This is a genomic window from Rhizobium binae, assembly GCF_017357225.1.
Classification (GTDB): Bacteria; Pseudomonadota; Alphaproteobacteria; order Rhizobiales; family Rhizobiaceae; genus Rhizobium; species Rhizobium binae.
This window is the reverse complement of the sequence record NZ_CP071607.1, coordinates 206,090-232,182: the sequence shown is the minus strand read 5'-3', so window position 1 is coordinate 232,182 and position 26,093 is coordinate 206,090. Positions and strand designations below refer to the sequence as shown.

The following is a 26,093-nucleotide window of genomic DNA, read 5'->3' as shown; positions in this document are numbered from 1 at the left end:
GCCCTTACTTCACCAGATCGCAGCCGCTCTTGGCGGGATCGATATAGGCTTCCTTGCCGGGAATGGTGGCGAGCACGTTGAAATAGTCCCACGGCTCCTTGCTGTCGGCCGGCTTCTTGACCTGCAAGAGGTACATGTCGTGGATCATCCGGCCATTGGCGCCGACCGTGCCGCCGCGGCCGAAGACGTCGTCGACGGGCATCTCATGTAGCGTTTTGGCGACGGCTTCCGTCTCGTCGGTGCCGGCCTTCTGCACCGCCTTCAGATATTGCGTCACAGCCGAATAGGTGCCGGTATGGATCATGTTCGGCATCTTGCCGGTGCGGGCGAAGAATTTCTTGGCGAAGGCGCGGCTTTCGTCGTCGCGGTTCCAGTAATAGCCTTCCGTCAGCGTCAGGCCTTGCGCTGCTTCAAGCCCGAGGCCATGGACCTCGGCGAGGGTGAAGAGCAGCGCCGCCAGATGCTGGCCGCCCTGGGTGATGCCGAATTCGGCCGCCTGCTTGATGGCGTTCGAAGTATCGAGGCCGGCATTGGCAAGGCCGATCACCTTGGCGCCGGACGATTGCGCCTGTAGCAGGAAGGAGGAGAAGTCCTGGGTCGACAGCGGATGGCGGACTCCGCCGACGACCGTACCGCCACTCGCCTTGACATAGTCGGTGGTCTGCTGCTCCAGCGAATAGCCGAAGGCATAGTCGGCGGTGAGGAAGAACCAGCTGTCGCCGCCCTGCTTGACCAGCGCGCCGCCGGTGCCGACGGCGAGCGCGTGGGTGTCGTAGGCCCAATGGAAGCCGTAGGGTGAGCAGGCCTTGCCGGTCAGATCGGTCGTCGCTGCACCCGTGACGATGTCGATCTTCTTCTTTTCCTTGGCGATCGCCTGCACGGCGAGCGCCACAGACGAGGTCGTCAGTTCCATGATCGCGTCCACCTGTTCGGTGTCGTACCACTGGCGAGCGATGTTGGAGGCGATATCCGGCTTGTTCTGGTGATCGGCATCGACGATCTCGACCGGCACACCCAGCACCTTGCCGCCGAAATCCTCGACCGCCATCTTGGCGGCTTCGACGGAAGACTTGCCGCCGAAGTCGGCATAGACGCCCGACTGGTCGTTCAGAATGCCGATCTTGACCTTGCCGTCAGTCGCGCTCTGCGCGAGCGCCGCTGTGCTGCCAGCGAGCAAAAATGCAACGGACGCGATGAGATTCTTTCGCATATTCTCTCCTCCCAGAGATTAGCCAGATTACCGATCTGTTCAAATTTGGCCGATCGCACTCCTCAGAACGGCCGGCCCTTGCCTTACGATCACGGAAATTCTCCCCTGAGGCAACGGGTGGCTGACTACTAATTCCAAACAGTATCTGTTCATTTTTGCACAGAAAGAGCTGCACAATTTCGATCCAGGCCCAGGAAGCGCAAGAAGTGAACGCTCAGCGCTAGATTTAGGGCAGTTTCGACGGTTGTGCAGGGATGGCGGCGTCAGACAAAGGACCGATCATCTGCTGATCCTTCGTCTCCGGCACATTCCACGCGCTTCAGCCCGCCGTTATTTCCATCGCGTCCCATTCTCCGCAGCGCAGCCATAGGGAGGCAGGGCGCTGGCGAAGGTTTCCTTCAGCTTGGCGCAGCCCCAGGCATTCAGCGGTCCTGGCATCGATGTGTTGAGCGTGATGCCGACTTCGTCATAAGGACTGTCGGTGTTGGTAACATAGCGATACCAGCGAAAACCGATGACGACGACGAATGCGATCGCGATCGTCAGCAGCAGGCGAACCAATTTTTTCATCAATAGTTCCTCAAACCGAAAACGCGGCCGTGTAGCATTGGTGGGTAACGGCTGAAAGCACCCGCGCCGAGGCATCACAAATTTCTCACCGGCGTCATCTCGAGTTCACCAAGGACCAGCTTTCGCCGGGTCTCCGCCCGCGATCCCCATTCTTTACCTGATGTTAAAACGCAAATAAAAACAACGAATTGTTTAAAAAGCGCAAGACCATGCTATGGGTGTTGCTGTTGAACGAGAGAAATGGCGATGACCAATCCACCGCAGTTTACCTGGGACGATCTGCAGTTCTTCCTCGCCGTCGCCCGCACCGGGCAGCTGTCGACGGCCGCCCGGCAGCTGCGCTCCAGCCATGCCACCGTTTCGCGGCGCATCGACAGGTTGGAATTCACCCTCAAGGTCAAGCTGTTCGAGCGCAATCCGCGCGGCTATGTGCTGACCGCCATGGGCACGCGCTTCGTTGAGACGGCCGAGCGGATGGAGCAGGAGACCGAGCGCCTGCGCACCGACCTCGCCGACGGCTCGATGGCGCAGCGCGGCCTGGTGCGCCTGAGCGCCCCGGAAGGTTTTGCCAATTTCTTCTTCGCCACCGTGCTGCCGCGATTTGCCGCCCGGCATCCGCATCTGGCGCTCGAGCTGGTGACGATCCAGCAGATCATGTCGCTGTCGCGCAAGGAGGCCGATCTGTCCGTCGTGCTCGACGAGCCGAAGGGCGGGCCCTATTTCGCCGAGAAGCTGACCGACTATCATCTGCAGATCTACGGCTCGCGCGACTATCTTGCCAAGGCGCCTGGTATCACCAGCCGCGACGACCTGCTTGAGCACCCCTTCGTCAGCTACATCGAGGAGATGATTTTCGCGCCGGGCCTGGATTATCTCAGCGATGTGCATCCGCGCATCAAGCCGCAGTTCCAGAGCTCCAGCATCTTCGCGCAGCTCACCGCCACCCGAAACGGCCTCGGCCTCTGCATCCTGCCCTATTTCTTCGCCAGCCGTTATCCCGAGCTTGTGCGGGTGCTGCCCGAGGAGATCGACCTCAAGCGCCAGTACTGGATCACCTGCCATCGCGACCTGAAACAGGCGCCGCGCGTGCGCGCTGTCATCGATTTCCTGCGTGAGGCCGTGCGCGGCGAGGACGCGCGTTTCGTGCCGCCCTATATCACTGCCGCCGGCCCGCAGCGCCGATCGGACGCAGAAACGTGATTATTTGAGGAACTCGGCCCGGTGCGGCGTGAACGTATCGATCAACCGGCCGTTTTCCAGTGCCTTGACGCCATGGACGAGATTGGGCGGCACGATGAAACTGCCGCCCTGCTCGAGCACCTCGGTCCGCCCGTCGATCGTCACTTCGAAGCTGCCCTCGGCGACATAGCTCGCCTGGATATGTGGATGCGAATGGGCCGCACCGATGGCGCCGGTTTCGAAGGCCACCTCCACCATCATCATCTCGGGCAGATAGGTCATGATGCGCCTGGTAACGCCGGGCTCGGGATTGACCCATTCGGCGCCTTCGGCCGATACGAACAGATCGCTTGACGACATTTCCGTCTCCTCGTTCCAAAATCGATGGCGGGCAAAGTGGAGCATGCCGGCGCATTTGAAAAGGTGGCGCGCCCTGTCTTTCGACACGGCCGCCGTCTGTTGACGCGGTCGGCTGGCGGGTCTATGCGACCTTCAGCGAGGCAAGCCTGAATCGTGGGTGAGGAGACGCCGCCATGCAGCATACGCGCGAGGTTTTCGACTGGGCCGATCCGTTCCGCCTGGTGGAGCAGCTGACCAACGAGGAGCGCATGGTGCAGGACACCGCCCATGCCTATGCGCAGCAAAAGCTCGCGCCCCGCGTGCTCGACGCCTTCCGCAATGAAAAGACCGATCCCGCAATCTTCCGCGAAATGGGCGAACTCGGTCTGCTCGGCCCGACGATCTCTCCCGAATACGGTGGCGCCGGCCTCGGTTACACTGCCTACGGGCTGATCGCCCGCGAGGTCGAGCGGGTCGATAGCGGCTATCGTTCGATGATGAGCGTGCAGTCCTCGCTGGTGATGGTGCCGATCGACACCTTCGGGTCGGAGGCGCAGAAGCTGAAATACCTGCCGAAACTGGCCGCCGGCGAATGGATCGGCTGCTTCGGCCTGACCGAGCCCGATCACGGCTCCGATCCCGGCTCGATGGCGACACGCGCCAAGAAGGTCGACGGCGGCTACAGCCTCACCGGCTCGAAGACCTGGATCTCGAATGCGCCGATCGCCGATGTCTTCGTCGTCTGGGCCAAGACCGAGGACGGCCTCATCCGCGGCTTCATCCTCGAAAAGGGCTGGAAGGGGCTTTCTGCCCCCGCCATCCACGGCAAGGTCGGCCTGCGCGCCTCGATAACAGGCGAAGTGGTGATGGATGGGGTCTTCGTGCCCGAGGAAAATCTGCTGCCCGGCGTCACCGGCCTCAAGGGGCCGTTCACCTGTCTCAATTCGGCCCGTTTCGGCATCGCCTGGGGCGCGCTCGGGGCTGCTGAGGATTGTTATGCCAGAGCACGGCAATACACGCTCGAGCGCAAGCAGTTCGGCCGGCCGCTCGCCGCCAACCAGCTGATCCAGAAGAAGCTCGCCGACATGGCGGCGGAAATCTCGCTCGGCCTGCAGGGCTGCCTGCGGCTCGGCCGCATGAAGGAGGAAGGCCATCCGCCGGTGGAGCTGACCTCGATCCTCAAGCGCAACAGCTGCGGCAAGGCGCTGGAGATCGCGCGCGCGGCCCGCGACATGCTCGGCGGCAACGGCATCTCCGACGAATTCGGCATCGCCCGCCACCTCGTCAACCTCGAAGTGGTCAACACCTATGAGGGCACGCACGACATCCACGCGCTGATCATCGGCCGGGCAATCACCGGCATCGCCGCCTTTGCGAACTAAAGCCCCGGCGCGGCAAGGCGAATTGCCACGCGCCTGACAATATGCAACCTTCCCTCTCGCGGCACGACGCCGGCAATGAGGGGGATCGCGCATGTTTCTGCTTCTTGCATTGCTGATCGGTGTCATCTCCGGCCTTCGCACCATGACGGCGCCGGCCGCCGTCGCCTGGGGCGCGGCGCGCGGCTGGCTCGATGTCTCGCAGACGCCGCTTGCCTTCATGGGTTACCGCTGGACGCCGTGGATCTTCACGATCCTCGCCGTTGTCGAACTGGTCGCAGACCAGCTGCCGTCGACGCCGTCGCGCAAGGTGCCCATGCAGTTTGCCGCCCGCATCGTCTCCGGGGCGCTTGTTGGTGCGACGATCGGGGCCGCCAGCGGCCTGCTCTTCGGCGGGCTGATCGCCGGCGTGATCGGCGCCGTCATCGGCACCTATGGTGGCGCCGCCATACGCGCCAGGCTTGCCGCTTCCTTCGGGAGAGATCTGCCGGCCGCCTTGATCGAGGATGCCGTCGCCGTCATCGGTGCGGCGCTGATTGTGGGGGTCATGTCATGAAAAACTTCGACGCCATCGTCATCGGCGCCGGCCAGGCCGGCCCCTTTCTTGCCGCCCGCATGGTCGAGAAGGGCATGAAGGTGGCGTTGATCGAGCGCAAATTCCTCGGCGGCACCTGCGTCAATGCCGGCTGCATGCCGACGAAGACGCTGGTCGCCAGCGCCCGTGCCGCCCATGTCGCCAGAAGTGCTGCCGCCTACGGCGTCAATATCGGCGGCGAGATCGCCATCGACATGAAGGTGGTCAGAGCCCGCGCCGAAACGGTGACGATGAATGCCCGCAACGGCCTGATCGGTTGGTTTGCCGGGATGGACGGTATCAGCGTGATCTATGGTCATGCGCGCTTCGAGGGACCGAAGACCGTCAGCGTCAACGGCGAGACCCTGACCGCGCCGCGCATCTTCCTCAATGTCGGCGCGCGACCTGTCATTCCCGAGCTGCCTGGCATCGATGACATCGACTACCTCACCAGCACCTCGATCATTCAACTCGACACGCTGCCGCGGCATCTGGCAGTCATCGGCGGCAGCTATATCGGGCTGGAATTCGCGCAGATGTATCGCCGCTTCGGCGCCGAAGTCAGTGTCATCGAGCACGGCCCGAAGCTCGCTTCGCGCGAGGACGAGGATATATCCGATGCGATCGCCGAGATCCTGCGTTCAGAAGGCATCGGCGTCCATACCGACTCCGGCAACATCGCCTTTGCTGGAAACGGCAAGGGGGTGAGCGTCATCGCCGGCTCGGCGGAGATCGATGCGAGCCATGTGCTGATCGCCACCGGCCGAAAGCCGAATACCGACGATCTCGGCCTCGATGCCGCCGGCGTTGCCACCGACAAGCGCGGCTACATCACGGTCGACGACAAGCTTGCCACCAATGTCGAGGGCATCTTTGCGCTCGGCGACTGCAACGGCCACGGCGCCTTCACTCACACGTCCTACAATGATTTCGAGATCGCCGCCGCCAATCTTCTGGACGGCGACAACCGCAAGCTGTCGAGCCGCATCCCCGCCTATGCCCTCTACATCGACCCGCCGCTCGGCCGCGTCGGCATGACCGAGAAACAGGCGCGCGGGTCTGGACGCCGGATCATGGTCTCGACCCGGCCGATGAGCCGCGTCGGCCGCGCCAATGAGCGCGGCGAGACCAAGGGCTTCATGAAGGTGATCGCCGACGCCGAGACCAAGGAAATTCTCGGCGCGGCGATTTTGGGCATCGAGGGAGACGAGGTGATCCACGGCCTGATCGACGCGATGAATGCCGGCACGCCCTATCCGACGCTGAAATGGTCGGTGCCGATCCACCCGACGGTGTCGGAACTGATCCCGACACTGCTCGGCGATTTGAAGCCCGTTTGACGGTTACCTGACGCTTCGGGAACAGGTGGGGGCGAGCCGTCATGTCTATTGAACTGCTGATCGAGAATTACGGCCTGCTGGCGATCTTCCTGGGTGCGGCCATTGAAGGCGAAACGGCCGCCTTCCTCGGCGGCGTCGTTGCCCATCGCGGGCTGCTGAGCTATTGGGCGGCGGCATCCGCGGCCGTGGCGGGATCCTTCGTCGGCGATCAGTTCTGGTTCTTCGCCGGCCGTTACGCCACTCGATGGGGCTTCGTCCGCCGGCTGATGGAGAAGCCGGCGCTCACCCGCGCAACCCGGCTTCTCGAGAAATATCCGACCGGATTCATTCTTGCGTTTCGTTTCCTGGTGGGATTGCGGACGATCAGCCCTGTCGTCATCGGGACCACACGAATACCGGGCGGCAAATTCGTCGTCCTCAATGCCGTGGCCGCCCTGGCATGGGGGCTGCTCTTTACGGGGCTCGGCTACCTCTTCGGGCACGGCGTCCAGCAGATCTTGGGCCATCTTCCCCTCCACCGCCATCTGCTGATTGCTGCCGGAGCGGCGGCTGTCGTTGCAGCCGCCGCCTTTGCCTTTCGCAAAATGAGACCAAGTGCGCGCCACTCGTAGAGGCGGGCACTTACTCCATGACGATCTGCAGCTTCACGTCGCTCGGCCGGGCCTCGACGGCGCGATCGAAGGCCTTGATCGAATCCTCGAATGTGAAGGTCTCCGATATCAGCGGCTTCAGGTCGACGCGGCCCGAGGCGAGCAGCGCGATCGAGCGCTCATATTGATGCGCGTAACGGAACACCGTCTCGATGCGGATCTCCTTGGTCGTTGCCGTCGAGACGTCGAAACCAACAGGGTTGACCGGCAGGCCGACGGCGACGATGACGCCGCCCGGGCGCGGCAGCGCCATGATCGTCTCCCAGGCCCTCGGCGATCCGGAGCATTCGAAGACGACGTCCGCACCCCAGCCGTCGGTCAGTCGGGCGACTTCCTCGATCAGGTTCTTCTCGCGAATGTTGACCGGGATGACACCCTGGTACTGCGCGGCAATATCGAGCTTCGGCTGGGCGAGATCGGCGACGATCGCCCGGGCACAGCCGCCGGCAAGCGCCGCGATCGCCACCATCGTGCCGATCGGGCCGGCCCCGAGGACGATGGCGGTGTCGCCTGGCGCAATCTTTGCCTTGCTCGCCGCCTGCATGCCGACGGCGAAGGGCTCGACCATGGCGCCTTCGGCGAAGCTGACATTGTCGGGCAGCTTGAACGTATAATTGGCGGGATGCACGACCTCCGGCGTCAGCACGCCATGGATCGGCGGCGTCGCCCAGAAGGTGACGGCGGGATCGATATTGTACAGACCGAGCCGGCTCGCCTTAGAATTCGGATCGGGAATGCCGGGTTCCATGCAGACGCGATCGCCGACTTTCAGATGTGTGACGCCACCCCCGACCTCGACCACCGTGCCAGCCGCCTCATGGCCGAGCACCATCGGCGCGTTGACGACGAAGGGACCGATCTTGCCATGGGTATAATAATGCACATCCGAACCGCAGACGCCGACGGTATGAATCCTGATCTTGACCTGCCCGGGCCCTGTCTCGAGCGGCAGATCGATATCGCGAAGCGCAAGCTCATGCTGGTGCTCCAGCACCAGCGCACGGACTTTGGTCATGATCGGTTTCCTTCCCTTTTGCCCCGCGATTCAGCGGGTGCCGTCGATACGGACTATAAGACCGTAAGCGGCGGCAATTCAATCGCACCAGACAAGCTTTTGCTCAACATGTGATGAAATGCCCATTTTCTATAATCCGAAAGAGTCGCGTTTCCAGACCTCCGCATGATTCCGGCCGGAACCGTTGGGGAGTACAGTCTCAGTTCCAGATCCCCGCAATCAGGACAGGCAAAGAGATGAAGAGCGGCACGACGATATCGAGGTCATTGCGACAATTCTGGCAGCGTCTTGTGGATCTGATCGCCGCGCTGCCGAAAGGCCGTCAGCCGCGGCCGGTGCGCGTTATCGCAAAAACTAGGGATCGAAATCATCCTCCACAGCGTTAAAGTGATGCGTCGGCATGGCGTCGCGGAAGCATGACGGCTCCGGGCACATGCGGATCGGCACGATAAGGAAGACCATCATGAAGTCGATTGTGTCATTCTGTCTGTTTGCCTGCCTTTTCTTCACCGCGGGTGAGGCGTCTGCGGCCCTGGAGCAGGCATCCCTCCCGCCGCCGCAGGAGGAAGAAAGACTGGCGCCGGCCAACCTCGAACTCACCTTCACCGGCCCGGTCGATCTTGCCCGTTCCACGGCCGTGCTGCTCGACGCCGAGGGTACGGTGCTTCCCACAGGCAAGCCGTTTCTCTCCGGCCCCGAGGAATCGATCTTCAAGATTCCGCTCGATCCTGCCATGGCGCCCGGCCTCTATACGGTCGACTGGCGCGTGCTCTCGATGGACGGCCGCAGCGCCGAAGGCAAATACCAGTTCCGGGTCGATCCTTAGCTCGCTTGCGGAAAAGCATTTATAAGATTTTTATATTGATGGCCCTTCGGCCGTCTCGAACCTTTATGCCCTCCGGCTCCATATTCACAGCTGAGAGATCGAACGATCATCTCCACGCCAGAAAGCATGAAAGGCGGCCCTTCCAAAGAGAAGGGCGCCCTTTGTCTTGTCTGACTCCAAGAAAGCAACAGGAGTCACGATCATGATGGATATCATTCTGCTTGGCACCGCGATCATATTCTTCGCGCTGTGCTTTGCCTACACCAGAGCCTGCGACAGGCTGTAACCGGAGAAACGACGATGACCCTCGATTATGTCTTGAGCGGTGCCGTAACCGTGTTTCTTACCGTTTACCTCACCTACGCTCTCCTTCGCCCAGAACGCTTTTGAAGAGAACCGGCGCTTCTGAGATCGCTCATGCGCGACCGGGAGCCAGCCAGGTATTGAAAGTTTACCTCCATGACCCTCAACGGATGGCTTCAGATCCTGCTTTATTGCGGGATCGTCCTCGTGCTCGTCAAACCGCTCGGCGGTTACATGACCCGTGTCTACAACGGCGAGCGCACATTCCTGTCACCCGTCCTCGTTCCGATCGAACGGGGGCTTTACCGCGTTGCCGGCACCAGCGAACGCGAGGAGCAGCATTGGACCTCCTACGCCTTTGCGATGCTGCTATTCAACTTGCTCGGCGTCCTCTTCCTCTACGCGCTCCTGCGCCTGCAGGACATCCTGCCCTATAATCCAGCCGGCATGGCCGCCGTCCCGACGGACCTTTCCTTCAACACCGCCGTCAGCTTTACCACAAATACGAACTGGCAGAATTACGGCGGTGAAAGCACCATGTCGTATCTGGCCCAGATGGCCGGCTTCACGGTGCAGAACTTCCTCTCCGCTGCCACCGGCATGGCCATCGCCGTCGCCTTCATCCGGGCCTTCGCACGGGCGTCCGGCAAGGCGATCGGCAATTTCTGGGTCGATATGATCCGCAGCACGCTTTATATCCTGCTTCCCACCTGCATCGTACTGACGCTCGTCTATGTCTATCTCGGCGTGCCCCAGACACTCGGACCCTATGTCAATGCGACGACGCTCGAAGGCGCGCAGCAGACAATCGCCGTCGGCCCAGTCGCCTCGCAGCTCGCGATCAAAATGCTCGGCACCAATGGCGGCGGCTTCTTCAACGCCAATTCCGCCCATCCGTTCGAAAACCCCGATGCGATATCCAACCTTATCCAGATGGTCTCGATCTTCGCGATCGGCGCGGCGCTGACCAATGTCTTCGGCCGCATGGTCGGTAATCAGCGTCAGGGCTGGGCGATTCTTGCCACGATGGGCGTGCTGTTCGTCGCCGGCGTTATCGTCACCTATTGGGCTGAAGCAGCGGGCAACCCGCTGATGCACGCCTTTGGTCTCGGCGGCGGCAACATGGAGGGCAAGGAAGTCCGCTTCGGCATTGCCCTGTCCTCGCTGTTCGCCGTCATTACCACGTCCGCCTCCTGCGGCGCGGTCAATGCGATGCACGGCAGCTTTACTGCGCTCGGCGGCCTTATCCCGCTGATCAACATGCAGCTCGGCGAGATCATCGTCGGCGGTGTCGGTGCGGGCTTTTACGGTATTCTGCTGTTTATCATCGTCGCCGTCTTCGTCGCCGGCCTGATGGTCGGCCGCACGCCGGAATATCTCGGCAAGAAGATCGAGGCGAAGGAAATGAAGATGGCCGTTCTCGCCATCCTCTGCCTGCCGCTCGCCATGCTGGTCTTCACCGCAATCGCTTCGGTTCTGCCGAGCGCCGTCGCCTCCGTCGGCACGGCCGGCCCGCACGGCTTCTCCGAAATCCTCTATGCCTATACCTCGGCTGCGGCCAATAACGGCTCGGCTTTCGGCGGCCTGACCGGCAACACGCCCTGGTACAACGTGACACTAGGCATCGGCATGCTGATGGGCCGCTTCCTGGTGATCATCCCGGCCCTTGCCATCGCCGGCTCGCTGATCGCCAAGAAGACGGTTCCGGCCTCGGCCGGCACCTTCCCGACCGACGGTCCGCTCTTTGTCGGCCTGCTCGTCGGCACGATCCTGATCGTCGGCGGCCTGACCTTCTTTCCGGCCTTGGCGCTCGGCCCCGTCGTCGAACACCTGGTCGCGATCGCCGGCCAAACCTTCTGAGGCGATGCCGTGATCATCCGCCACAGGCTTCGCCACGCTTCTCTTCCACGTCCCGGCGCGCCGGGACGTGGAGACAGCCCGAGGCTACAGGCCTCCGACATCATTCTGCTGATGACGGCAGGCCTGCTCGTCGCCGCGGCGACCTTCAAGATCTTACAGGGCTAACCGACATCGGTCTGCCATCCTCGTTTCAAAGCTGGAGTCTCTTATGAGCCAGGCAAAATCCGCGAGTATCGTCGATTCTCGCATCCTAATTCCGGCCGTCGGCGCCGCCTTCAAAAAGCTCGACCCGCGCGCACTCGCCAGAAACCCGGTGATGTTCGTCGTGGCCACGGTCTCGGTGCTCACCACCGTGCTTTTCCTGCGCGACCTCGCGGCCGGCAACGGCAATCTCGGCTTCTCCTTCCAGATCAATCTCTGGCTCTGGTTCACCGTGCTCTTTGCCAACTTCGCCGAAGCCGTCGCCGAAGGCCGCGGCAAGGCGCAGGCCGATTCCCTGCGCAAGGCGCGCACTGAAACCCAGGCGAAGCTGCTCACCGGCAACAACGGCAGCGACTATCGTATCGTGCCGGGCACCAGCCTCAAGGTCGGCGACGTCGTTCTCGTCGAGGCGGGCGACATCATCCCGTCGGACGGCGAGGTCATTGAGGGTGTCGCCTCTGTCAATGAAGCAGCGATCACGGGCGAATCCGCCCCCGTCATCCGCGAATCCGGCGGCGACCGCTCGGCAGTGACCGGCGGCACGCAGGTGCTGTCCGACTGGATCCGCGTGCGCATCACCGCGGCGGCCGGCTCCACCTTTCTCGACCGGATGATCTCGCTGGTTGAAGGTGCTCAACGCCAGAAGACGCCGAACGAGATCGCACTCAACATCCTGCTTGCCGGGATGACGCTGATCTTCGTGCTCGCCACCGCGACGATCCCGAGCTTTGCCATCTATGCCGGCGGCTCGATCCCGATCATCGTGCTCGTCGCCCTCTTCGTCACCCTGATTCCGACGACGATCGGCGCGCTGCTGTCGGCGATCGGCATTGCCGGCATGGACCGTCTCGTCCGCTTCAACGTGCTCGCCATGTCCGGCCGTGCCGTCGAAGCTGCCGGCGACGTCGATACGCTGTTGCTCGACAAGACCGGCACGATCACGCTGGGCAATCGCCAGGCGACCAGCTTCCGCCCGGTCCGCGGCGTTTCCGAACAGGAACTTGCCGATGCCGCCCAGCTTGCCTCACTGGCCGACGAAACGCCGGAAGGCCGCTCCATCGTCGTGCTCGCCAAGGAAAAATATGCGATCCGCGGCCGCGACATGGCGAGCCTCAAGGCGACGTTCGTTGCCTTCACCGCCCAAAGCCGCATGAGCGGCGTCGATCTCGAAGGTGCTTCGATCCGCAAGGGTGCGGTCGATGCTGTGCTCGCCTATGTCAACGGCGACACACCCTCGAAGAACGGCAGCGAAGTGATGCGCGATCTGCAGTCGATCGCCGACGAGATCGCCAAATCGGGCGGCACGCCGCTCGCCGTTGCCCGCGACGGCCGGCTGCTCGGTGTCATCCAGCTGAAGGACATCGTCAAGGGCGGCATCCGCGAGCGTTTCACGGAGCTGCGCCGTATGGGCATCCGCACCGTGATGATCACGGGCGACAATCCGCTGACGGCAGCCGCCATCGCCGCCGAGGCCGGCGTCGACGATTTCCTCGCCCAGGCAACGCCGGAGATGAAGCTGGCGCTGATGCGCGAGGAACAGGCCAAGGGCAAGCTCGTCGCCATGTGCGGCGACGGTACCAACGATGCGCCGGCACTCGCCCAGGCCGATGTCGGCGTCGCCATGAACACCGGCACGGTCGCCGCCCGCGAGGCTGGCAACATGGTCGACCTCGACAGCGATCCGACCAAGCTGATCGAGATCGTCGAGATCGGCAAGCAGCTGCTGATGACACGCGGCGCGCTGACGACCTTTTCGATCGCCAACGACATCGCCAAGTATTTCGCCATTATCCCGGCGATGTTCCTGACCTTCTATCCGCAGCTCGGTGTGCTCAACATCATGGGACTGTCGACGCCGCAAAGCGCCATCCTCTCGGCGATTATCTTCAACGCCCTGATCATCATCGCGCTGATCCCGCTATCCTTGAAGGGCGTGCGCTATCGTCCGATCGGCGCCGGGGCGCTTCTGTCACGCAACCTGCTGATCTACGGCCTCGGCGGCATCCTCGTGCCCTTCGTCTTCATCAAGGCCATCGACTTGGCCGTCGCCGCCCTCGGCCTCGCCTGACATCAAGGAGTTGACAACAATGTTGAAAGAATTTCGCCCGGCGATCGTCATGATCGTCGCCACCACCGCCATAACAGGCCTTCTCTACCCGCTTGCCATGACCGGTGCGGCCCAGGCGCTCTTCCCCACCCAGGCGAATGGCAGCCTGATCGAGAAGAATGGCCAGGTGATCGGCTCGGCGCTGATCGGCCAGGCCTTCACGACAGACAAATATTTCCACGGCCGCCCGTCGGCTGCCGGCGACGGCTACGATGCCGCTGCCTCCAGCGGCTCGAACCTCGGCCCGACCAGCCAGAAGCTGATCGACCGCGTCAAGGGTGACTATCAGGCCGCGAAAGCCACGAACCCGGACGCGGAGGTGCCCGCCGATCTCGTTACGGCCTCCGGCAGTGGCCTCGATCCCGATATTTCGCCCGAAGCCGCCTACTTCCAGGTGGCCCGCGTCGCCAAGGCACGAAACCTTGACGAAGCCAAGGTCAAAGCGCTGGTCGACGGCGCCGTCCAGGCCCGCGAACTGGGAATTCTCGGCGAACCCACCGTCAATGTTCTGGCGTTGAATCGGAGCCTTGATGCTTCTATGACTGAGTGAGTTTGGCAGCTTCACTACGGGCTTGGCGAAAAGGCCAACTCCACTCTCCGTCATCCTCGGGCTTGACCCGAGGATCCATGCCGCAGCTACCAGTGGATGCGGCTGTGGATGCTCGGCTCAAGGCCGAGCATGACGGAGGGTGGGGCGGGCGTATGCACCATTTACGGCGCGGACTCCCGTGTCAGGGCACGCCATCCACCAATTGAACCAAACAATGCCGGGATCTCGGCTGCACTGAGTTGATGAGGGATACGGAGACGTAGCGCATTCTCGGTAGCCGTTCGCAGAAAGACCACACGCATGCCAGACGACAATCGCGACCAGGCCGGCAGGCCCTCGCCCGACGCGCTTCTCGAAAAAGCCCGGGCGGAGATGCGCGGCCGTCTGAAGATCTTCCTTGGCGCCGCTCCCGGCGTCGGCAAGACCTATGAGATGCTGATCTCCGGCCGCGCCAAGCTCGCCGACGGGCTCGACGTCGTCATCGGCGTCGTCGAAACCCATGGCCGCAAAGAGACCGAGGCGCTGGTCGCCGGCTTCGAGATCATCCCGCGCGTCCAGATCGATTATAAGGGCCGGGCGCTCGAGGAGATGGACCTTGACGGCATCCTTGCCCGCAGACCGGATCTCGTGCTGGTCGACGAACTCGCACATACCAACGCCGAGGGCAGCCGCCATCCGAAGCGTTACCTCGACGTCAAGGAATTGCTCGATCGCGGCATCGACGTCTATACGACGCTGAACATTCAGCATGTCGAGAGCCTGAACGACGTCGTCTCGCAGATCACCCGTATCCGAGTGCGCGAGACGGTGCCGGACTCGATCATCGATCTCGCCGACGATGTCGAGATCATCGATCTGACCCCGGATGATCTGATCAAGCGTCTGCATGACGGCAAGGTCTACATGCCGCGCACCGCCGAGCGGGCACTGACCAATTATTTCACCCCGGGCAATCTGACGGCGTTGCGGGAACTGGCGCTGCGCAAGACCGCCCAGCGCGTCGACGACCAACTGCTGACCCATATGCAGGCCCACGCCATCTCCGGCCCCTGGGCGGCGGGCGAACGCGTCCTCGTCTCGGTCGATCATCACCCGCGCTCGGCCTCGCTGGTGCGCTACGCCGCCCGCATGGCCTCGCGCCTGCGCGCACCCTGGGCCGCCGTCTATATCGAGACCAACCGCTCGATCAACCTCAGCGAAGCCGAGCGCGATACGATCGCCTCGACGCTGCGACTTGCCGAACAGCTAGGCGGCGAGGCGATCACCATTCCCGGCCGCGAGGTGGCGGAGGAACTCGTCCGCCATGCCACCGCCAACAACGTCACCCACATCGTCATCGGGGCGCCGAAGAAGCCGACATGGCGCGACTGGTGGAACCGCTCGATTACCGACGAACTGATCCGCAAGACCGGCGAGATCAGCGTCCATGTCATCTCGGGCAACGAGAGGGACGGCACCACCGCGCGCGGCATCAAGGCCGCCGCCACTGCACCGAAGCTGGATTTCAGAGCCTATCTGCTGGCGACCGTCTATGTCGCCGTCGCGCTCGGCGTCAGTATCGTGCTCGACCAGGTGCTTGACGTGCGCAACCTCGCGCTGGTCTTCCTGATGGCGGTGCTGAGCTCCGCCGTCCTGCATGGGTTGCGGCCGGCGCTCTACAGCTGCATTCTCGGCGCGCTGTCCTTCAACTTCTTCTTCCTGCCCCCGCGCTACACGCTGACAATCAGCGATCCGGAAAGCGTGCTCGCCTTGTTCTTCTTCCTGGGCGTTGCCATCATCGCCAGTAACCTGACCGCGACCGTGCAGCGTCAGGCCGCCGCCGCCCGGCAGCGGGCGCGCACGACCGAAGATCTCTATCTCTTCTCGAAGAAGCTCGCCGGCACCGGCACGCTCGACGACGTGCTCTGGGCGACCGCCTTTCAGCTTGCCTCGATGCTGAAGGTCCGCGTCGTGCTGCTGCTGCCCGAGGAAGGCAGCATCGCCGTCAAGGCCGGTTATCCCCCTGACGACACGCTCGACGAGGCCGATATCGCCGCCGCCCGCTGGGCCTGGGAGCACAATCACGCCGCCGGCCGCGGCGCCGATACCCTGCCCGGCGCCAAACGCCTCTACGTGCCGCTCAGAACCGGGCGCGCTGCCGTCGGCGTCATCGGCCTCGACAGCGACCGCCGCGACGGGCCGCTTCTGACGCCCGAGCAGCAGCGCCTCCTCGACGCGCTGGCCGACCAGGCGGCCCTTGCCATCGAACGCGTCCAGCTCGTCGCCGATGTCGACCGGGCAAGGCTGGCGGCCGAAGCCGACCGGCTGCGTTCGGCCCTGCTCACCTCGATCTCGCACGACCTGAAGACACCGCTTGCCGCAATCCTCGGCGCCGCCGGCACGCTGCGCGATTATTTCGCCTCGATGCCGGAGGAAGATCGCAGCGACCTGCTGTCCACCGTTGTCGACGAATCGGAGCGCCTCAACCGTTTCATCGCCAATCTGCTCGACATGACCAAGATCGAATCCGGCGCAATGGAGCCGAATTCTGCGCCGCACTATGCCGGCGACATCGTCGGCACGGCGCTGGCCCGCGCCGCCAAGATCCTCGAACACCACAAGACCGAGATGAGCATTCCCGCCGACCTGCCGATGGTGCGGGTCGACCCGGTGCTGTTCGAGCAGGTGATCTTCAACCTGCTCGACAATGCCGCCAAATACGCGCCCGAGGGATCTGTCATCCACATCGAAGGCTGGGCCGATGCCGACAATGTCGTTGTGCAGGTTTCGGACGAGGGCCCCGGCATCCCGCCGGCCGACCTTGCCCGCGTCTTCGACACCTTCTACCGGGTGCGCAAGGGCGATCAGGTGCGCGCCGGCACCGGCCTCGGCCTGTCCATCTGCCGCGGGTTCACAGAGGCGATGGGTGGCACGATCACCGCCGGCAACCGGAGGGGCCGCACGGGCGCCGTCTTCACTATCCGGCTGCCGATACCCAACGACATTCCGAAACTGGATGAACTCAAATGACCGGTTCAGCCGTCAAAATTCTCGTCGTCGACGACGAGCCGCCGATCCGCAAGCTGCTCCGCGTCGGCCTGACCGCGCAGGGCTATGAGGTGCAGGAGGCGCCGAACGCCGAAAGCGCCCGCCAGTCGGTCGCCGATCACATTCCCGACCTCGTCGTGCTCGACCTTGGCCTGCCCGACACACCGGGCTATGACCTCTTGCAGCAGTGGCGCGACGGCGGGCTTTCAATGCCCGTCGTAATCCTCTCCAGCCGCACCGACGAGGCCGGGATCGTCAAGGCGCTGGAAAGCGGCGCCGACGACTACGTCACCAAGCCTTTCGGTATCAATGAGCTCGGCGCCCGCATCCGCGTGGCGCTGCGTCACCGGCTGCAGCAGCGAGGCGAAAAGGCGATCTTCCAGACCGGCGGGCTTTCGATTGACCTTGTCAAGCGTATCGTCAAGGTCGACGGCGAGGAACTCAAACTGTCGCCGAAGGAATACGACATCCTGCGCGTGCTAGCCCAGCATGCGGGCAAGGTGCTGACACACCAGTTTCTTTTGAAGCAGGTATGGGGGCCGGCAGCCGACGTGCAATATCTGCGCGTCTACATCAGACAAATCAGGCAAAAAATCGAGAAGATACCGGATCAGCCGCACTATATAACCACCGAGACCGGCGTCGGCTACCGGCTCCGGGAACCGGACTGATATCCCCCTCCCCCGTTGCCGACCTTCGAGCCGATTATATCGAGAATGACATGAACCTTCCCAACATCATCCGGCCGGAACACACTTTCGTTGGCGTGTCGGCTCCGACGAAATGGCGGGCGCTGCAGACCATTGCGGACAAGGCGGCCATCGCCTTTTCGGTCGACGCGCAGATCATCCTGAAGGCGCTCGAAGCCCGCGAGAAGCTCGGCTCCACCGGGATCGGCAACGGCATCGCCATTCCGCATGCGGCGATCGACGGCATGAGCAGCCCGCGCGGTCTGCTCCTCCGCTTTTCCCGGCCGCTGGATTTCGAGGCAATCGACGATATCCCCGCCGACATCGCCGTGGTGCTGCTTTTCGGGGAGAACAACCGCGGCGAATATCTGAACGTGTTGTCGGCCATCGCGCGGCGGCTGCAATCGGACGGCGTGCTTGCCGCCATGCGCAAGGCAAGGACGGCCGACGAATTCTATTCCGATTTCATCGCCGATTCCCGGGTATGAAAAAGGCGCGGCCGAAGGTCGCGCCCGCTCGTCTGCGATCAGACGATCTTAGAAATCGCGCTGGAAGCGCAGGAAGCCGAACACTTCGTCGTCGCCTTCATCCTCATCGTGATACTGCACGCTGAGCTTCGAGCGCAGGTCGTCGACGATCCGGTAGTCGATCGTGACGCCTGTGGTGTAGGCGCTGCCGCCGGTGAAGCCGTTGCCGTCGTCCTCAAGGGCGATGTTTTCGAAGTACTGGAAGCCGGGGGTGACCGACCACTTGTCGTTGATCTTCAAGGCGTATTCCGCTGCGATCGTCCACTCGGACTCTTCGTAGTAGTAGTTGGCGCCGCTTGCCCAGACGCCGGCGATGCCGAGCGTGCCCGGGCCGATATCGGCGTAGACGATACCACGCACCGCGACTTCGCTGGTGTCGGTGTCGTAACCGGCAAGCAGGTAAGCGCTGATGGCGCCGGCCTTGTAGGAGACCTGGCCCGCGACACCGAAGTTATTCGGGCCTTCGCCGGGTTTGGTGGCGTAGTCGTCTTCCAGTTCGTCGACCGAGAGACCGGCGGCGAAAGCGCCGTTCTCGTACTGGTAACGGATCGAGTTGTGGGTCGTTTCGTTGCTGGCGAGCGTATCGGTCTCGCCGCTCATGTCGTCATCCCACCAGCTGTAGAGCTTACCGACGCGGAAACCGGCGACGTCGATGTAGCCTTCATCCAGCAGCGCCTCCTGATCGGAAGCATTGTCGACGTTGTAGCGCAGCGTGATGACGCCGGTCAGCGTGCCGTATTCGGTGTCGTTCTTGGCCTGGAAGGTGACCTGGCCGCGAGTCCAGAAGTCTACGTCGGAATCGCCGGAGATATGGTCACCGAACCGCACTTCCGTACGGATGTAACCGCCGATCGAAAGGCATGTTTCCGTTCCCGGAATATAAAAATAGCCGGTGCCGTAGGCGTCGCAAACGCGAACATATTCCACGGGCTCGGGTTCCGCCGCCACGATGGCGTCGGCCGCACGTGCTCCGGTGGCCGCGGCAAGGGCGGCAACGGAGGCAAAAAGGATAGTTCTGATATTCATTTGAATGGCCCTAACAGGTTGGAATGCGAGGCGCATTTCAAGGGATGCCCCCACGTAGCGGTCGGCAAATACGACCGCACCGGCGCCATATAGGAATCCGCAAGTGTCATCGCGGCAAAATGCGGGCAAAAATCAGCATCGCTGGCGTTGCTTGAGAGGGAACTGTGGCCAAAAAAACACGGTTGTGCGGCAGGACGGCGGCGGCCGGGCGATTGGCCGCGGCCAACTTCGGCACGTCTATTTCAAAATTTCTCCCTAAATGGAATGATATTCCAACCACCCGGCAGAAGGCGGAAGATGTTTCGTTTCATTATGCGACTAACTTGATAGAGTTAAGACAGTAAACAGGAGGGTCCCCATGCAGACACAAAGGTTCACCCGGCTCCTCGCGGCCGCGGTCGTGGCAGGCAGCTTCGTCGTCGGGAGCATTGCTCCTGTATTGGCAGATCAGGCGCTGCTCAACGTCTCCTATGATCCGACCCGCGAATTGTATAAGGATTTCAATGCCGCCTTTGCCGCCAAGTGGCAGAAGGACACCGGCGAAGCCGTGACGATCAAGGCCTCGCATGGCGGTTCCGGCGCCCAGGCCCGTTCGGTCATCGACGGCCTCGACGCCGACGTCGTCACGCTGGCGCTCGAGGGCGACATCGACGCGATCTCCAAGGCGACCGGCAAGATCCCCGCCGACTGGAAGACGAAGTTTCCGAACAATTCGACGCCCTACACCTCGACCATCGTCTTCCTGGTCCGCAAGGGTAACCCGAAGGGCATCGAGGATTGGGCCGACCTGGTGAAGGACGATGTCCAGGTGATCACGCCGAACCCGAAGACCTCGGGCGGCGCCCGCTGGAATTTCCTCGCCGCCTGGGCATGGGCCAAGCAGGCCAATGGCGGCGATGACGCCAGGGCGCAGGATTACGTGACGAAGCTGCTGCAGCATGTGCCGGTTCTCGACACCGGCGCACGCGGCGCAACGACCACCTTCGTTCAGCGCGGTCTCGGCGACGTCCTGCTTGCCTGGGAAAACGAAGCCTATCTCTCGCTCGAAGAGCTTGGTCCCGACCAGTTCGAGATCGTAACGCCGAGCTTCTCCATTCGCGCCGACCCGCCGGTCGCCGTCGTCGACGGCAATGTCGACAAGAAGGGGACGCGCAAGGTCGCCGAAGCCTATCTCAGCTACCTCTATTCGGACGAAGGCCAGAAGATCGCCGCCAAGCACTATTACCGGCCGATCAAGCCTGATGCCGCCGATCCGGCCGACATCGCCCGCTTTCCGAAGCTGACCCTCGCCACTATCGATGACTTCGGCGGCTGGAAGGAAGCGCAGCCGAAATTCTTCGGCGATGGCGGGGTATTTGACCAAATCTACAAGCCGGCCCAATAATAGATTTCATGAGAGCACATAGCCCCACTCGGTGGCGGTTCAGGCGGCCGAGCGTCATTCCGGGTTTCGGAATGACGCTCGGCCTTACCTTGACCTGGCTTACCCTTCTGATCCTCATTCCGCTCTCCGGCCTTGCCGTCCGGTCGAGCGCGCTCGGCTGGGAGAAATTCTGGTCGATCGCGCTCGATCCGCGCACGCTGAACGCACTGCGCATGAGCTTCGGCACCGCCTTCATCGCCGCGGTCGTCAATGCCGTGTTCGGCATCATCCTCGCCTGGGTGCTGGTGCGTTACCGCTTTCCGGGCAAGCGCGTCATCGATGCGATGGTAGACCTGCCCTTCGCACTGCCGACCGCGGTCGCCGGCATCGCGCTGACGACGCTTTATGCGCCGAACGGCTGGATCGGCCAGTTCCTGACTCCGCTCGGCATCAAGATCGCCTTCACGCCGGCCGGCATTGTCGTGGCTCTGATCTTCGTCGGCCTGCCCTTCGTGGTGCGCACGGTGCAGCCGGTCATGGAGGAGATCGACAAGGAAGTCGAGGAGGCCGCCGCGACACTCGGCGCGAACCGCTTCCAGACGATTTTCCGCGTGCTGCTGCCGGGGCTGGCGCCGGCGGTGCTCACCGGTTTTGCGCTCGCCTTTGCCCGCGGCGTCGGGGAATATGGTTCGGTCATCTTCATCGCCGGCAACCTGCCGTTCAAATCGGAGATCGCACCGCTGCTGATCGTCATCAAACTCGAAGAATATAATTACGCGGCGGCGACCGGCATTGCGGCTATCATGCTGATCCTTTCCTTCGCCATGCTGCTCGTCATTAACCTCATCCAGAGCTGGAGCAGGCGGAGGTACGGCTATGGCGCTTGATACGAACGCGCGACCCATCAAGCTGCGTTCGGTGACCACGGAACACCGGATCGCGCGCTACAGCCTGATCATCCTGTCGCTGGTCTTCCTGCTACTGATCCTGCTGCTGCCGCTTGCCGCCGTCTTCGTGGAAGCCTTCCGCAAGGGCGCCGGTCCCTTCATCGAAGCGCTGCAGGATGCAGAGACCTTCTCGGCGATCCGCCTGACGCTGATCGTCGCCGGCATCAGCGTGCCGCTCAATCTCGTCTTCGGAGTTACCGCCGCCTGGGCGATCGCCAAGTTCGAGTTCAAGGGCAAGGCCTTCCTGACCACGCTGATCGACCTGCCGTTCTCGGTCTCCCCCGTCATCTCCGGCCTGGTCTTCGTGCTCCTCTTCGGCGCCAATACCTGGCTCGGCCAGTGGCTCAGCGCCAACGACATCAAAATCCTGTTCGCCGTTCCGGGGCTTGTCCTGGCCACCATGTTCGTCACCTTCCCCTTCGTCGCCCGCGAATTGATCCCGCTGATGCAGGAACAGGGAACGGCCGACGAGGAGGCAGCGCTGTCGCTCGGCGCCAGCGGCTGGCAGACCTTCTGGCATGTGACGCTGCCGAACATCAAATGGGGCCTGCTCTATGGCGTGCTGCTCTGCAACGCCCGCGCCATGGGCGAGTTCGGCGCCGTCTCGGTGGTCTCGGGCCATATTCGCGGCCTGACCAACACCATGCCGCTGCAGGTCGAGATTCTCTATAACGAGTACAATTTTACCGGCGCTTTCGCCGTGGCCACGCTTCTGGCCCTGCTGGCGCTCGTCACCCTGGTTTTGAAGACGCTCCTGGAAATGCGTTACAGCGCGGAGATTTCCGCCAGCCGGCGGCACTGAAGGATTTGCAATGGAAGTACGCGTTCAAAACATTCGCAAGGAATTCGAGCGGTTTCCGGCGCTGCACGATGTCTCGCTCGACATCCGCTCCGGCGAGCTGATCGCCCTGCTCGGCCCTTCGGGTTCCGGCAAGACGACATTGCTGCGCCTGATCGCCGGCCTGGAAAGCCCGACGGAAGGGCAGATCTTCTTCGGCGACGAGGATGCCTCGAAAAAGACCGTGCAGCAGCGCAATATCGGCTTCGTCTTCCAGCACTATGCCCTCTTCCGCTACATGACGGTGCTCGACAACGTCACCTTCGGGTTGAGGGTCAGAAAAGGTGCGCGGCGTCCTGCCAAGGCCGACATCCGCCGGCGGGCGCTGGAACTGCTCGACCTTGTGCAGCTTTCCGGCCTCGAGGCGCGTTATCCGGCACAGCTTTCCGGCGGCCAGCGTCAGCGCGTGGCGCTTGCCCGCGCCATGGCGGTCGAACCGAACGTGCTGCTGCTTGATGAACCCTTCGGCGCGCTGGACGCTCAGGTGCGCAAGGACCTGCGCAAATGGCTGCGAGAGATCCACGACCGCACCGGCCACACCACCGTCTTCGTCACCCACGACCAGGACGAGGCTCTGGAACTCGCCGACCGCGTCGTCGTCATGAGCCAGGGTGCGATCGAGCAGGTCGGTACACCCGATGAAGTCTACGATTACCCGAATTCTCCCTTCGTCTTCGGCTTCATCGGTCAATCGAACTGCCTGCAGGTCGAAATCGCCGACGGCGACATCCGCTTCGACGGCCGGTCGCTCGGCCTGAATGCCGAGGGCGAGCCGGACGGTCCCGCTCAGCTTTATTTCCGCCCGCACGATGTCAGGCTCTGCGAATCAGCGGAAAATTGTATTGCCGGCCAGCCGGTCTCCAGCCGCCGCGTCGCCGGCACGCGCCATATCGAGCTGGATATAGGCAGTGACCGACCAAATATCGAAATCGAGCTGCCGCCGAGCGAGGCCGACAGGCTCGACCGCAACCGCGTCGCGTTCAAGCCGACTCGGTGGAAGCTGTTTCGCACCTGATCTCGATTGCGCGCGTCTGCTGACGCAAGCACCGGCCCGGCTTAATAATTCGTTAACCCTCCGGATTTATGCAGCACGTGGTCGCACGGATCAGCCGGAATCACCCTTGGCGGGAGTCCATCTGGCTTATTGTGATCTGAGGTTGTTTGTATTTCAGTCATGTGACGAGTAAAAGATTGTGCGCGTTAATCATAAAGGGCTGGACTAATCCCATAGGAGGCACCTGGCGTTGAGGGCGGAGATTTCCTTTGGAAAATCCCTGATCGGGATTTTATTCGTAGGACTGGCAGCCGCAGGCTGCACCACAACACCGAAGCCGGCGACGACGCCGGCAAAGACCAAGACGACACAGGCTAAACCGGCGAAAGTCACTTTCAATTATACCGCTAAGGATCGCGACTGCCTGAAGCGCGCGATGTATTTCGAGTCGCAGCATTCCGACGAGGATGGCTATCTGGCCGTCGGCACCGTCGTCATGAACAGACTGACGTCAGGTGCCTATCCTCAATCCATCTGCGGCGTCGTCGCCCAGGAAAGGCAGTTTGCGCCCGGTGTCATGACGCGCGAAGTCAAGCCACAGGCCGAGCCCGAGCTTGCCACCGCGGCCGATGCGATCTTGCTGAAGGGTGCGCGCCATCCGGCAGTGAAGGATGCGATGTTCTTCCACACCGACGGGCTGAAATTTCCCTACGACAACATGCACTATGTGGCGGTCGCCGGCGGCAATGCCTTCTACGAGAAGCGCGACTCCAACGGCATGCTCGAAACGCCACCGCCGCTGCCCTCCTACGAAGTGGCGATGAATTACGTGCCCGGCGAAAGCATGCTGCCACCTCAATTCGAGGCGCTGATCCCGTCGGCCGTTCCCGTTCCTCTGCCGGCGCCCGATCCCATGGCCACGGCGAGCACGGCGCCGATGCGGATAACCGCGCCGGTGACCGCACCGGTGACGCCGCCGGAACCCTCGATCGCGCCCGAACCGGGAATGCCGATCGCCATCCCCACGCCCCGCCCCGCCTATGACAGCGTCATGCTGCGCGGAAGCATCGCGACAAACGGCGGCTAGGCCCGCCGTTCCCCAGAACCGACCTCGGTCGCGCTTGAATGTATTGCAGCCGTCCTGGCGGCGACGCGACCGCCGAGGCCTCCCTGCTTTCCCTGGACGGGTTGATCGGGGATGAACCGCCAGTACTTGCCCCTGAGAAACGCGTCGGGCTGCGGATCGAGCGCTTATCCGATTCAGACGCCTCTTAAGCGCGCTCTTCCCAGACCCTCGCAAGCTCAACGATCGTTTTGACGGCCTTTTCCATGTCCTGGCGGCTGACCCATTCGAGCGGTGAGTGGAAGGCATGGCCGCCGGCGAATATGTTCGGGCATGGCAGCCCCATGAAGGAGAGGCGCGAACCGTCGGTACCACCGCGGATGCTGCCGCGCACCGGTGTCATGCCGGCTCGGCGCACGGCTTCAAGCGCGTTTTCGACGATCTCCGGGTGACGGTCGAGCACCGTCTTCATGTTGCGGTACTGCTCCGTCACTTGGAAATGAGAGGTCGAGCCGGGATAGGCAGCCATCACCTCCTTGACGATGGCTTGGAGCATGGCCTCCTTTTCAGCCAGCCCCTCCTCGGAGAAATCGCGGATGATAAAGCTCAGCGATGCCTTTTCCATCGAGCCGGTCACGCCGACCGGATGAATGAAGCCCTGCTTGCCTTCGGTGGTCTCCGGCGCCACCTCCTTCGGCAGCCGATCGATGATAGCGCCGGCGATCCTTATGGCGTTCTCCATCCGGTCCTTGGCAAAGCCCGGATGGATCGCCACGCCTGAAATGCTGATCTCGACGCCATCGGCCGAAAAGGTCTCGTCCTCGATATGGCCGGCCGTCTCGCCGTCCATCGTATAGGCGAAGTCGGCGCCGAGTTTCTTCAAGTCGACCTTGTTGACGCCGCGGCCGACCTCCTCGTCGGGCGTGAACAGGATCTTGATCGTCCCGTGCCGGATATCGGGATTATCGACGAGAATCTGGGCCGCGGTCATGATTTCTGCCAGCCCGGCCTTGTCGTCGGCGCCGAGCAATGTCGTTCCGTCGGTCGTGACGATGTCGTTGCCGATCTGGTTGTTAAGCTCGGGATGCTCGGCGACACGGATGACCCGGCTCGGATCACCGATAAGCTCGATATCGCCGCCGGCGTAGTTCCGCACGATCTGCGGCTTGACGCCCGTGCCGGTAAAATCGGGCGCCGTATCCATATGCGAGCAGAAACAGATGACTGGCACCGCCTTCTCGCTATTTCCGGGAATAGTCGCATAGACATAACCATGTTCATCGAGATGCGCATCTGCAAGGCCGATCGTCAGCAGTTCGTCGACCAGAAGCCGGCCAAGATCCTTCTGCTTTTCGGTGGTCGGCTGCATCGACGAGGCGGGATCGGATTGGGTGTCGATAACGACATAACGGAGAAAGCGGTCGAGAACAGTGTCGGTCATGGCATCCAGTCCAGTACAATCATCTGACGATATAGCCCTCGCGGGCGAAGCGGCAAAAGTTTTTTCCGCTCGGCG

Annotated in this window: 24 protein-coding genes; 18 read left to right on the top strand and 6 right to left on the bottom strand. The window is 62.6% G+C overall.

The features are described from left to right. Positions 1 to 4: 4 nt before the first annotated feature. Both J2J99_RS27965 and J2J99_RS27960 read right to left on the bottom strand, forming a co-directional pair. Complete coding sequence (locus J2J99_RS27965; protein ID WP_168300516.1) at positions 5 to 1,210, bottom strand: ABC transporter substrate-binding protein; 1,206 nt, start codon at positions 1,208 to 1,210, stop codon at positions 5 to 7. A 330-nt stretch (positions 1,211 to 1,540) separates the two neighbouring features. Then, a complete protein-coding gene (locus tag J2J99_RS27960; protein ID WP_168300515.1) occupies positions 1,541 to 1,780 on the bottom strand; it encodes a hypothetical protein in 240 nt (79 codons plus the stop codon). A gap of 246 nt (positions 1,781 to 2,026) precedes the next feature. On the opposite strand from J2J99_RS27960, the gene J2J99_RS27955 reads away from it, so the two are divergent. Continuing rightward, the gene (locus J2J99_RS27955; RefSeq protein ID WP_168300514.1) at positions 2,027 to 2,980 is read left to right on the top strand and encodes a LysR family transcriptional regulator; all 954 of its coding nucleotides are present in this window, start codon (positions 2,027 to 2,029) and stop codon (positions 2,978 to 2,980) included. On the opposite strand, the gene J2J99_RS27950 is transcribed toward J2J99_RS27955, so the two are convergent. Further along, positions 2,981 to 3,319, bottom strand: coding sequence for a cupin domain-containing protein (locus tag J2J99_RS27950; RefSeq protein ID WP_168300513.1), 339 nt, complete (start codon positions 3,317 to 3,319; stop codon positions 2,981 to 2,983). Positions 3,320 to 3,492: 173 nt separating this feature from the next. Here J2J99_RS27950 and J2J99_RS27945 point away from each other — a divergent pair, with 173 nt between their 5' ends. From J2J99_RS27945 to J2J99_RS27930, 4 genes are all read left to right on the top strand, one after another. Next, entirely contained in the window at positions 3,493 to 4,680 is a 1,188-nt protein-coding gene (locus J2J99_RS27945) for an acyl-CoA dehydrogenase (protein ID WP_168300512.1), read from the top strand. A 91-nt stretch (positions 4,681 to 4,771) separates the two neighbouring features. Further along, positions 4,772 to 5,233 carry a DUF4126 family protein gene (locus J2J99_RS27940; RefSeq protein ID WP_168300511.1) on the top strand — a complete coding sequence of 154 codons (462 nt, stop codon included), beginning with the start codon at positions 4,772 to 4,774 and terminating at the stop codon, positions 5,231 to 5,233. Continuing rightward, positions 5,230 to 6,591, top strand: coding sequence for an FAD-containing oxidoreductase (locus J2J99_RS27935; RefSeq protein WP_168300510.1), 1,362 nt, complete (start codon positions 5,230 to 5,232; stop codon positions 6,589 to 6,591). Before J2J99_RS27940 ends, J2J99_RS27935 begins: the two co-directional genes overlap by 4 nt. A gap of 41 nt (positions 6,592 to 6,632) precedes the next feature. Further along, the gene (locus J2J99_RS27930) at positions 6,633 to 7,202 is read left to right on the top strand and encodes a DedA family protein (protein ID WP_168300509.1); all 570 of its coding nucleotides are present in this window, start codon (positions 6,633 to 6,635) and stop codon (positions 7,200 to 7,202) included. A 10-nt stretch (positions 7,203 to 7,212) separates the two neighbouring features. Here J2J99_RS27930 and J2J99_RS27925 read toward each other — a convergent pair whose 3' ends face one another. Further along, on the bottom strand, positions 7,213 to 8,256 hold the full coding sequence (locus tag J2J99_RS27925; RefSeq protein ID WP_168300508.1) for an NAD(P)-dependent alcohol dehydrogenase: 1,044 nt from the start codon (positions 8,254 to 8,256) through the stop codon (positions 7,213 to 7,215). A gap of 463 nt (positions 8,257 to 8,719) precedes the next feature. Here J2J99_RS27925 and J2J99_RS27920 point away from each other — a divergent pair, with 463 nt between their 5' ends. From J2J99_RS27920 to J2J99_RS27885, 8 genes are all read left to right on the top strand, one after another. Next, entirely contained in the window at positions 8,720 to 9,082 is a 363-nt protein-coding gene (locus J2J99_RS27920) for a copper resistance CopC family protein (protein ID WP_168300507.1), read from the top strand. Positions 9,083 to 9,382: 300 nt separating this feature from the next. Next, the gene (locus J2J99_RS27915) at positions 9,383 to 9,472 is read left to right on the top strand and encodes a K(+)-transporting ATPase subunit F (RefSeq protein WP_003547774.1); all 90 of its coding nucleotides are present in this window, start codon (positions 9,383 to 9,385) and stop codon (positions 9,470 to 9,472) included. 69 nt (positions 9,473 to 9,541) lie between these two features. Further along, positions 9,542 to 11,245, top strand: coding sequence for a potassium-transporting ATPase subunit KdpA (gene kdpA / locus J2J99_RS27910; protein ID WP_168300506.1), 1,704 nt, complete (start codon positions 9,542 to 9,544; stop codon positions 11,243 to 11,245). 208 nt (positions 11,246 to 11,453) lie between these two features. Then, positions 11,454 to 13,514 (top strand): potassium-transporting ATPase subunit KdpB, encoded by a 2,061-nt coding sequence (gene kdpB, locus J2J99_RS27905; protein WP_168300505.1) that lies wholly within the window; start codon positions 11,454 to 11,456, stop codon positions 13,512 to 13,514. A gap of 19 nt (positions 13,515 to 13,533) precedes the next feature. Continuing rightward, positions 13,534 to 14,103: a potassium-transporting ATPase subunit KdpC gene (gene kdpC, locus J2J99_RS27900; RefSeq protein WP_168300504.1), complete on the top strand. Its 570-nt coding sequence runs from the start codon at positions 13,534 to 13,536 to the stop codon at positions 14,101 to 14,103. 300 nt (positions 14,104 to 14,403) lie between these two features. Further along, positions 14,404 to 17,112, top strand: coding sequence for a sensor histidine kinase (locus tag J2J99_RS27895; RefSeq protein WP_168300503.1), 2,709 nt, complete (start codon positions 14,404 to 14,406; stop codon positions 17,110 to 17,112). Then, complete coding sequence (locus J2J99_RS27890; RefSeq protein WP_168300502.1) at positions 17,109 to 17,801, top strand: response regulator transcription factor; 693 nt, start codon at positions 17,109 to 17,111, stop codon at positions 17,799 to 17,801. Before J2J99_RS27895 ends, J2J99_RS27890 begins: the two co-directional genes overlap by 4 nt. A 50-nt stretch (positions 17,802 to 17,851) precedes the next feature. Beyond that, complete coding sequence (locus J2J99_RS27885) at positions 17,852 to 18,307, top strand: PTS sugar transporter subunit IIA (RefSeq protein WP_168300501.1); 456 nt, start codon at positions 17,852 to 17,854, stop codon at positions 18,305 to 18,307. A 48-nt stretch (positions 18,308 to 18,355) separates the two neighbouring features. On the opposite strand, the gene J2J99_RS27880 is transcribed toward J2J99_RS27885, so the two are convergent. Further along, complete coding sequence (locus J2J99_RS27880; RefSeq protein WP_168300500.1) at positions 18,356 to 19,372, bottom strand: porin; 1,017 nt, start codon at positions 19,370 to 19,372, stop codon at positions 18,356 to 18,358. Positions 19,373 to 19,730: 358 nt separating this feature from the next. On the opposite strand from J2J99_RS27880, the gene J2J99_RS27875 reads away from it, so the two are divergent. The 5 genes from J2J99_RS27875 (at position 19,731) to J2J99_RS27855 (ending at position 24,601) form a co-directional block, all read left to right on the top strand. Next, complete coding sequence (locus J2J99_RS27875) at positions 19,731 to 20,756, top strand: sulfate ABC transporter substrate-binding protein (protein WP_168300499.1); 1,026 nt, start codon at positions 19,731 to 19,733, stop codon at positions 20,754 to 20,756. An 8-nt stretch (positions 20,757 to 20,764) separates the two neighbouring features. Then, positions 20,765 to 21,622, top strand: a complete 858-nt coding sequence (gene cysT / locus J2J99_RS27870; protein ID WP_168300498.1) for a sulfate ABC transporter permease subunit CysT — start codon at positions 20,765 to 20,767, stop codon at positions 21,620 to 21,622. After that, complete coding sequence (gene cysW / locus J2J99_RS27865) at positions 21,612 to 22,484, top strand: sulfate ABC transporter permease subunit CysW (RefSeq protein WP_168300497.1); 873 nt, start codon at positions 21,612 to 21,614, stop codon at positions 22,482 to 22,484. Before cysT ends, cysW begins: the two co-directional genes overlap by 11 nt. A 10-nt stretch (positions 22,485 to 22,494) precedes the next feature. After that, positions 22,495 to 23,535: a sulfate/molybdate ABC transporter ATP-binding protein gene (locus J2J99_RS27860; RefSeq protein ID WP_168300496.1), complete on the top strand. Its 1,041-nt coding sequence runs from the start codon at positions 22,495 to 22,497 to the stop codon at positions 23,533 to 23,535. Between the two features lie 229 nt (positions 23,536 to 23,764). After that, positions 23,765 to 24,601 carry a cell wall hydrolase gene (locus J2J99_RS27855; protein WP_207600997.1) on the top strand — a complete coding sequence of 279 codons (837 nt, stop codon included), beginning with the start codon at positions 23,765 to 23,767 and terminating at the stop codon, positions 24,599 to 24,601. A gap of 184 nt (positions 24,602 to 24,785) precedes the next feature. On the opposite strand, the gene pepT is transcribed toward J2J99_RS27855, so the two are convergent. After that, entirely contained in the window at positions 24,786 to 26,018 is a 1,233-nt protein-coding gene (pepT, locus tag J2J99_RS27850) for a peptidase T (RefSeq protein WP_168296563.1), read from the bottom strand. Positions 26,019 to 26,093: the final 75 nt, after the last annotated feature.

Excerpts from the sequence above, each read along its gene's own strand:
- J2J99_RS27965 (WP_168300516.1), bottom strand. The coding sequence starts at position 1,210 with ATGCGAAAGAATCTCATCGCGTCCGTTGCATTTTTGCTCGCTGGCAGC.
- J2J99_RS27960 (WP_168300515.1), bottom strand. The coding sequence starts at position 1,780 with ATGAAAAAATTGGTTCGCCTGCTGCTGACGATCGCGATCGCATTCGTC.
- J2J99_RS27955 (WP_168300514.1), top strand. The coding sequence starts at position 2,027 with ATGACCAATCCACCGCAGTTTACCTGGGACGATCTGCAGTTCTTCCTC.
- J2J99_RS27950 (WP_168300513.1), bottom strand. The coding sequence starts at position 3,319 with ATGTCGTCAAGCGATCTGTTCGTATCGGCCGAAGGCGCCGAATGGGTC.
- J2J99_RS27945 (WP_168300512.1), top strand. The coding sequence starts at position 3,493 with ATGCAGCATACGCGCGAGGTTTTCGACTGGGCCGATCCGTTCCGCCTG.
- J2J99_RS27940 (WP_168300511.1), top strand. The coding sequence starts at position 4,772 with ATGTTTCTGCTTCTTGCATTGCTGATCGGTGTCATCTCCGGCCTTCGC.
- J2J99_RS27935 (WP_168300510.1), top strand. The coding sequence starts at position 5,230 with ATGAAAAACTTCGACGCCATCGTCATCGGCGCCGGCCAGGCCGGCCCC.
- J2J99_RS27930 (WP_168300509.1), top strand. The coding sequence starts at position 6,633 with ATGTCTATTGAACTGCTGATCGAGAATTACGGCCTGCTGGCGATCTTC.
- J2J99_RS27925 (WP_168300508.1), bottom strand. The coding sequence starts at position 8,256 with ATGACCAAAGTCCGTGCGCTGGTGCTGGAGCACCAGCATGAGCTTGCG.
- J2J99_RS27920 (WP_168300507.1), top strand. The coding sequence starts at position 8,720 with ATGAAGTCGATTGTGTCATTCTGTCTGTTTGCCTGCCTTTTCTTCACC.
- J2J99_RS27915 (WP_003547774.1), top strand. The coding sequence starts at position 9,383 with ATGACCCTCGATTATGTCTTGAGCGGTGCCGTAACCGTGTTTCTTACC.
- kdpA (WP_168300506.1), top strand. The coding sequence starts at position 9,542 with ATGACCCTCAACGGATGGCTTCAGATCCTGCTTTATTGCGGGATCGTC.
- kdpB (WP_168300505.1), top strand. The coding sequence starts at position 11,454 with ATGAGCCAGGCAAAATCCGCGAGTATCGTCGATTCTCGCATCCTAATT.
- kdpC (WP_168300504.1), top strand. The coding sequence starts at position 13,534 with ATGTTGAAAGAATTTCGCCCGGCGATCGTCATGATCGTCGCCACCACC.
- J2J99_RS27895 (WP_168300503.1), top strand. The coding sequence starts at position 14,404 with ATGCCAGACGACAATCGCGACCAGGCCGGCAGGCCCTCGCCCGACGCG.
- J2J99_RS27890 (WP_168300502.1), top strand. The coding sequence starts at position 17,109 with ATGACCGGTTCAGCCGTCAAAATTCTCGTCGTCGACGACGAGCCGCCG.
- J2J99_RS27885 (WP_168300501.1), top strand. The coding sequence starts at position 17,852 with ATGAACCTTCCCAACATCATCCGGCCGGAACACACTTTCGTTGGCGTG.
- J2J99_RS27880 (WP_168300500.1), bottom strand. The coding sequence starts at position 19,372 with ATGAATATCAGAACTATCCTTTTTGCCTCCGTTGCCGCCCTTGCCGCG.
- J2J99_RS27875 (WP_168300499.1), top strand. The coding sequence starts at position 19,731 with ATGCAGACACAAAGGTTCACCCGGCTCCTCGCGGCCGCGGTCGTGGCA.
- cysT (WP_168300498.1), top strand. The coding sequence starts at position 20,765 with ATGAGAGCACATAGCCCCACTCGGTGGCGGTTCAGGCGGCCGAGCGTC.
- cysW (WP_168300497.1), top strand. The coding sequence starts at position 21,612 with ATGGCGCTTGATACGAACGCGCGACCCATCAAGCTGCGTTCGGTGACC.
- J2J99_RS27860 (WP_168300496.1), top strand. The coding sequence starts at position 22,495 with ATGGAAGTACGCGTTCAAAACATTCGCAAGGAATTCGAGCGGTTTCCG.
- pepT (WP_168296563.1), bottom strand. The coding sequence starts at position 26,018 with ATGACCGACACTGTTCTCGACCGCTTTCTCCGTTATGTCGTTATCGAC.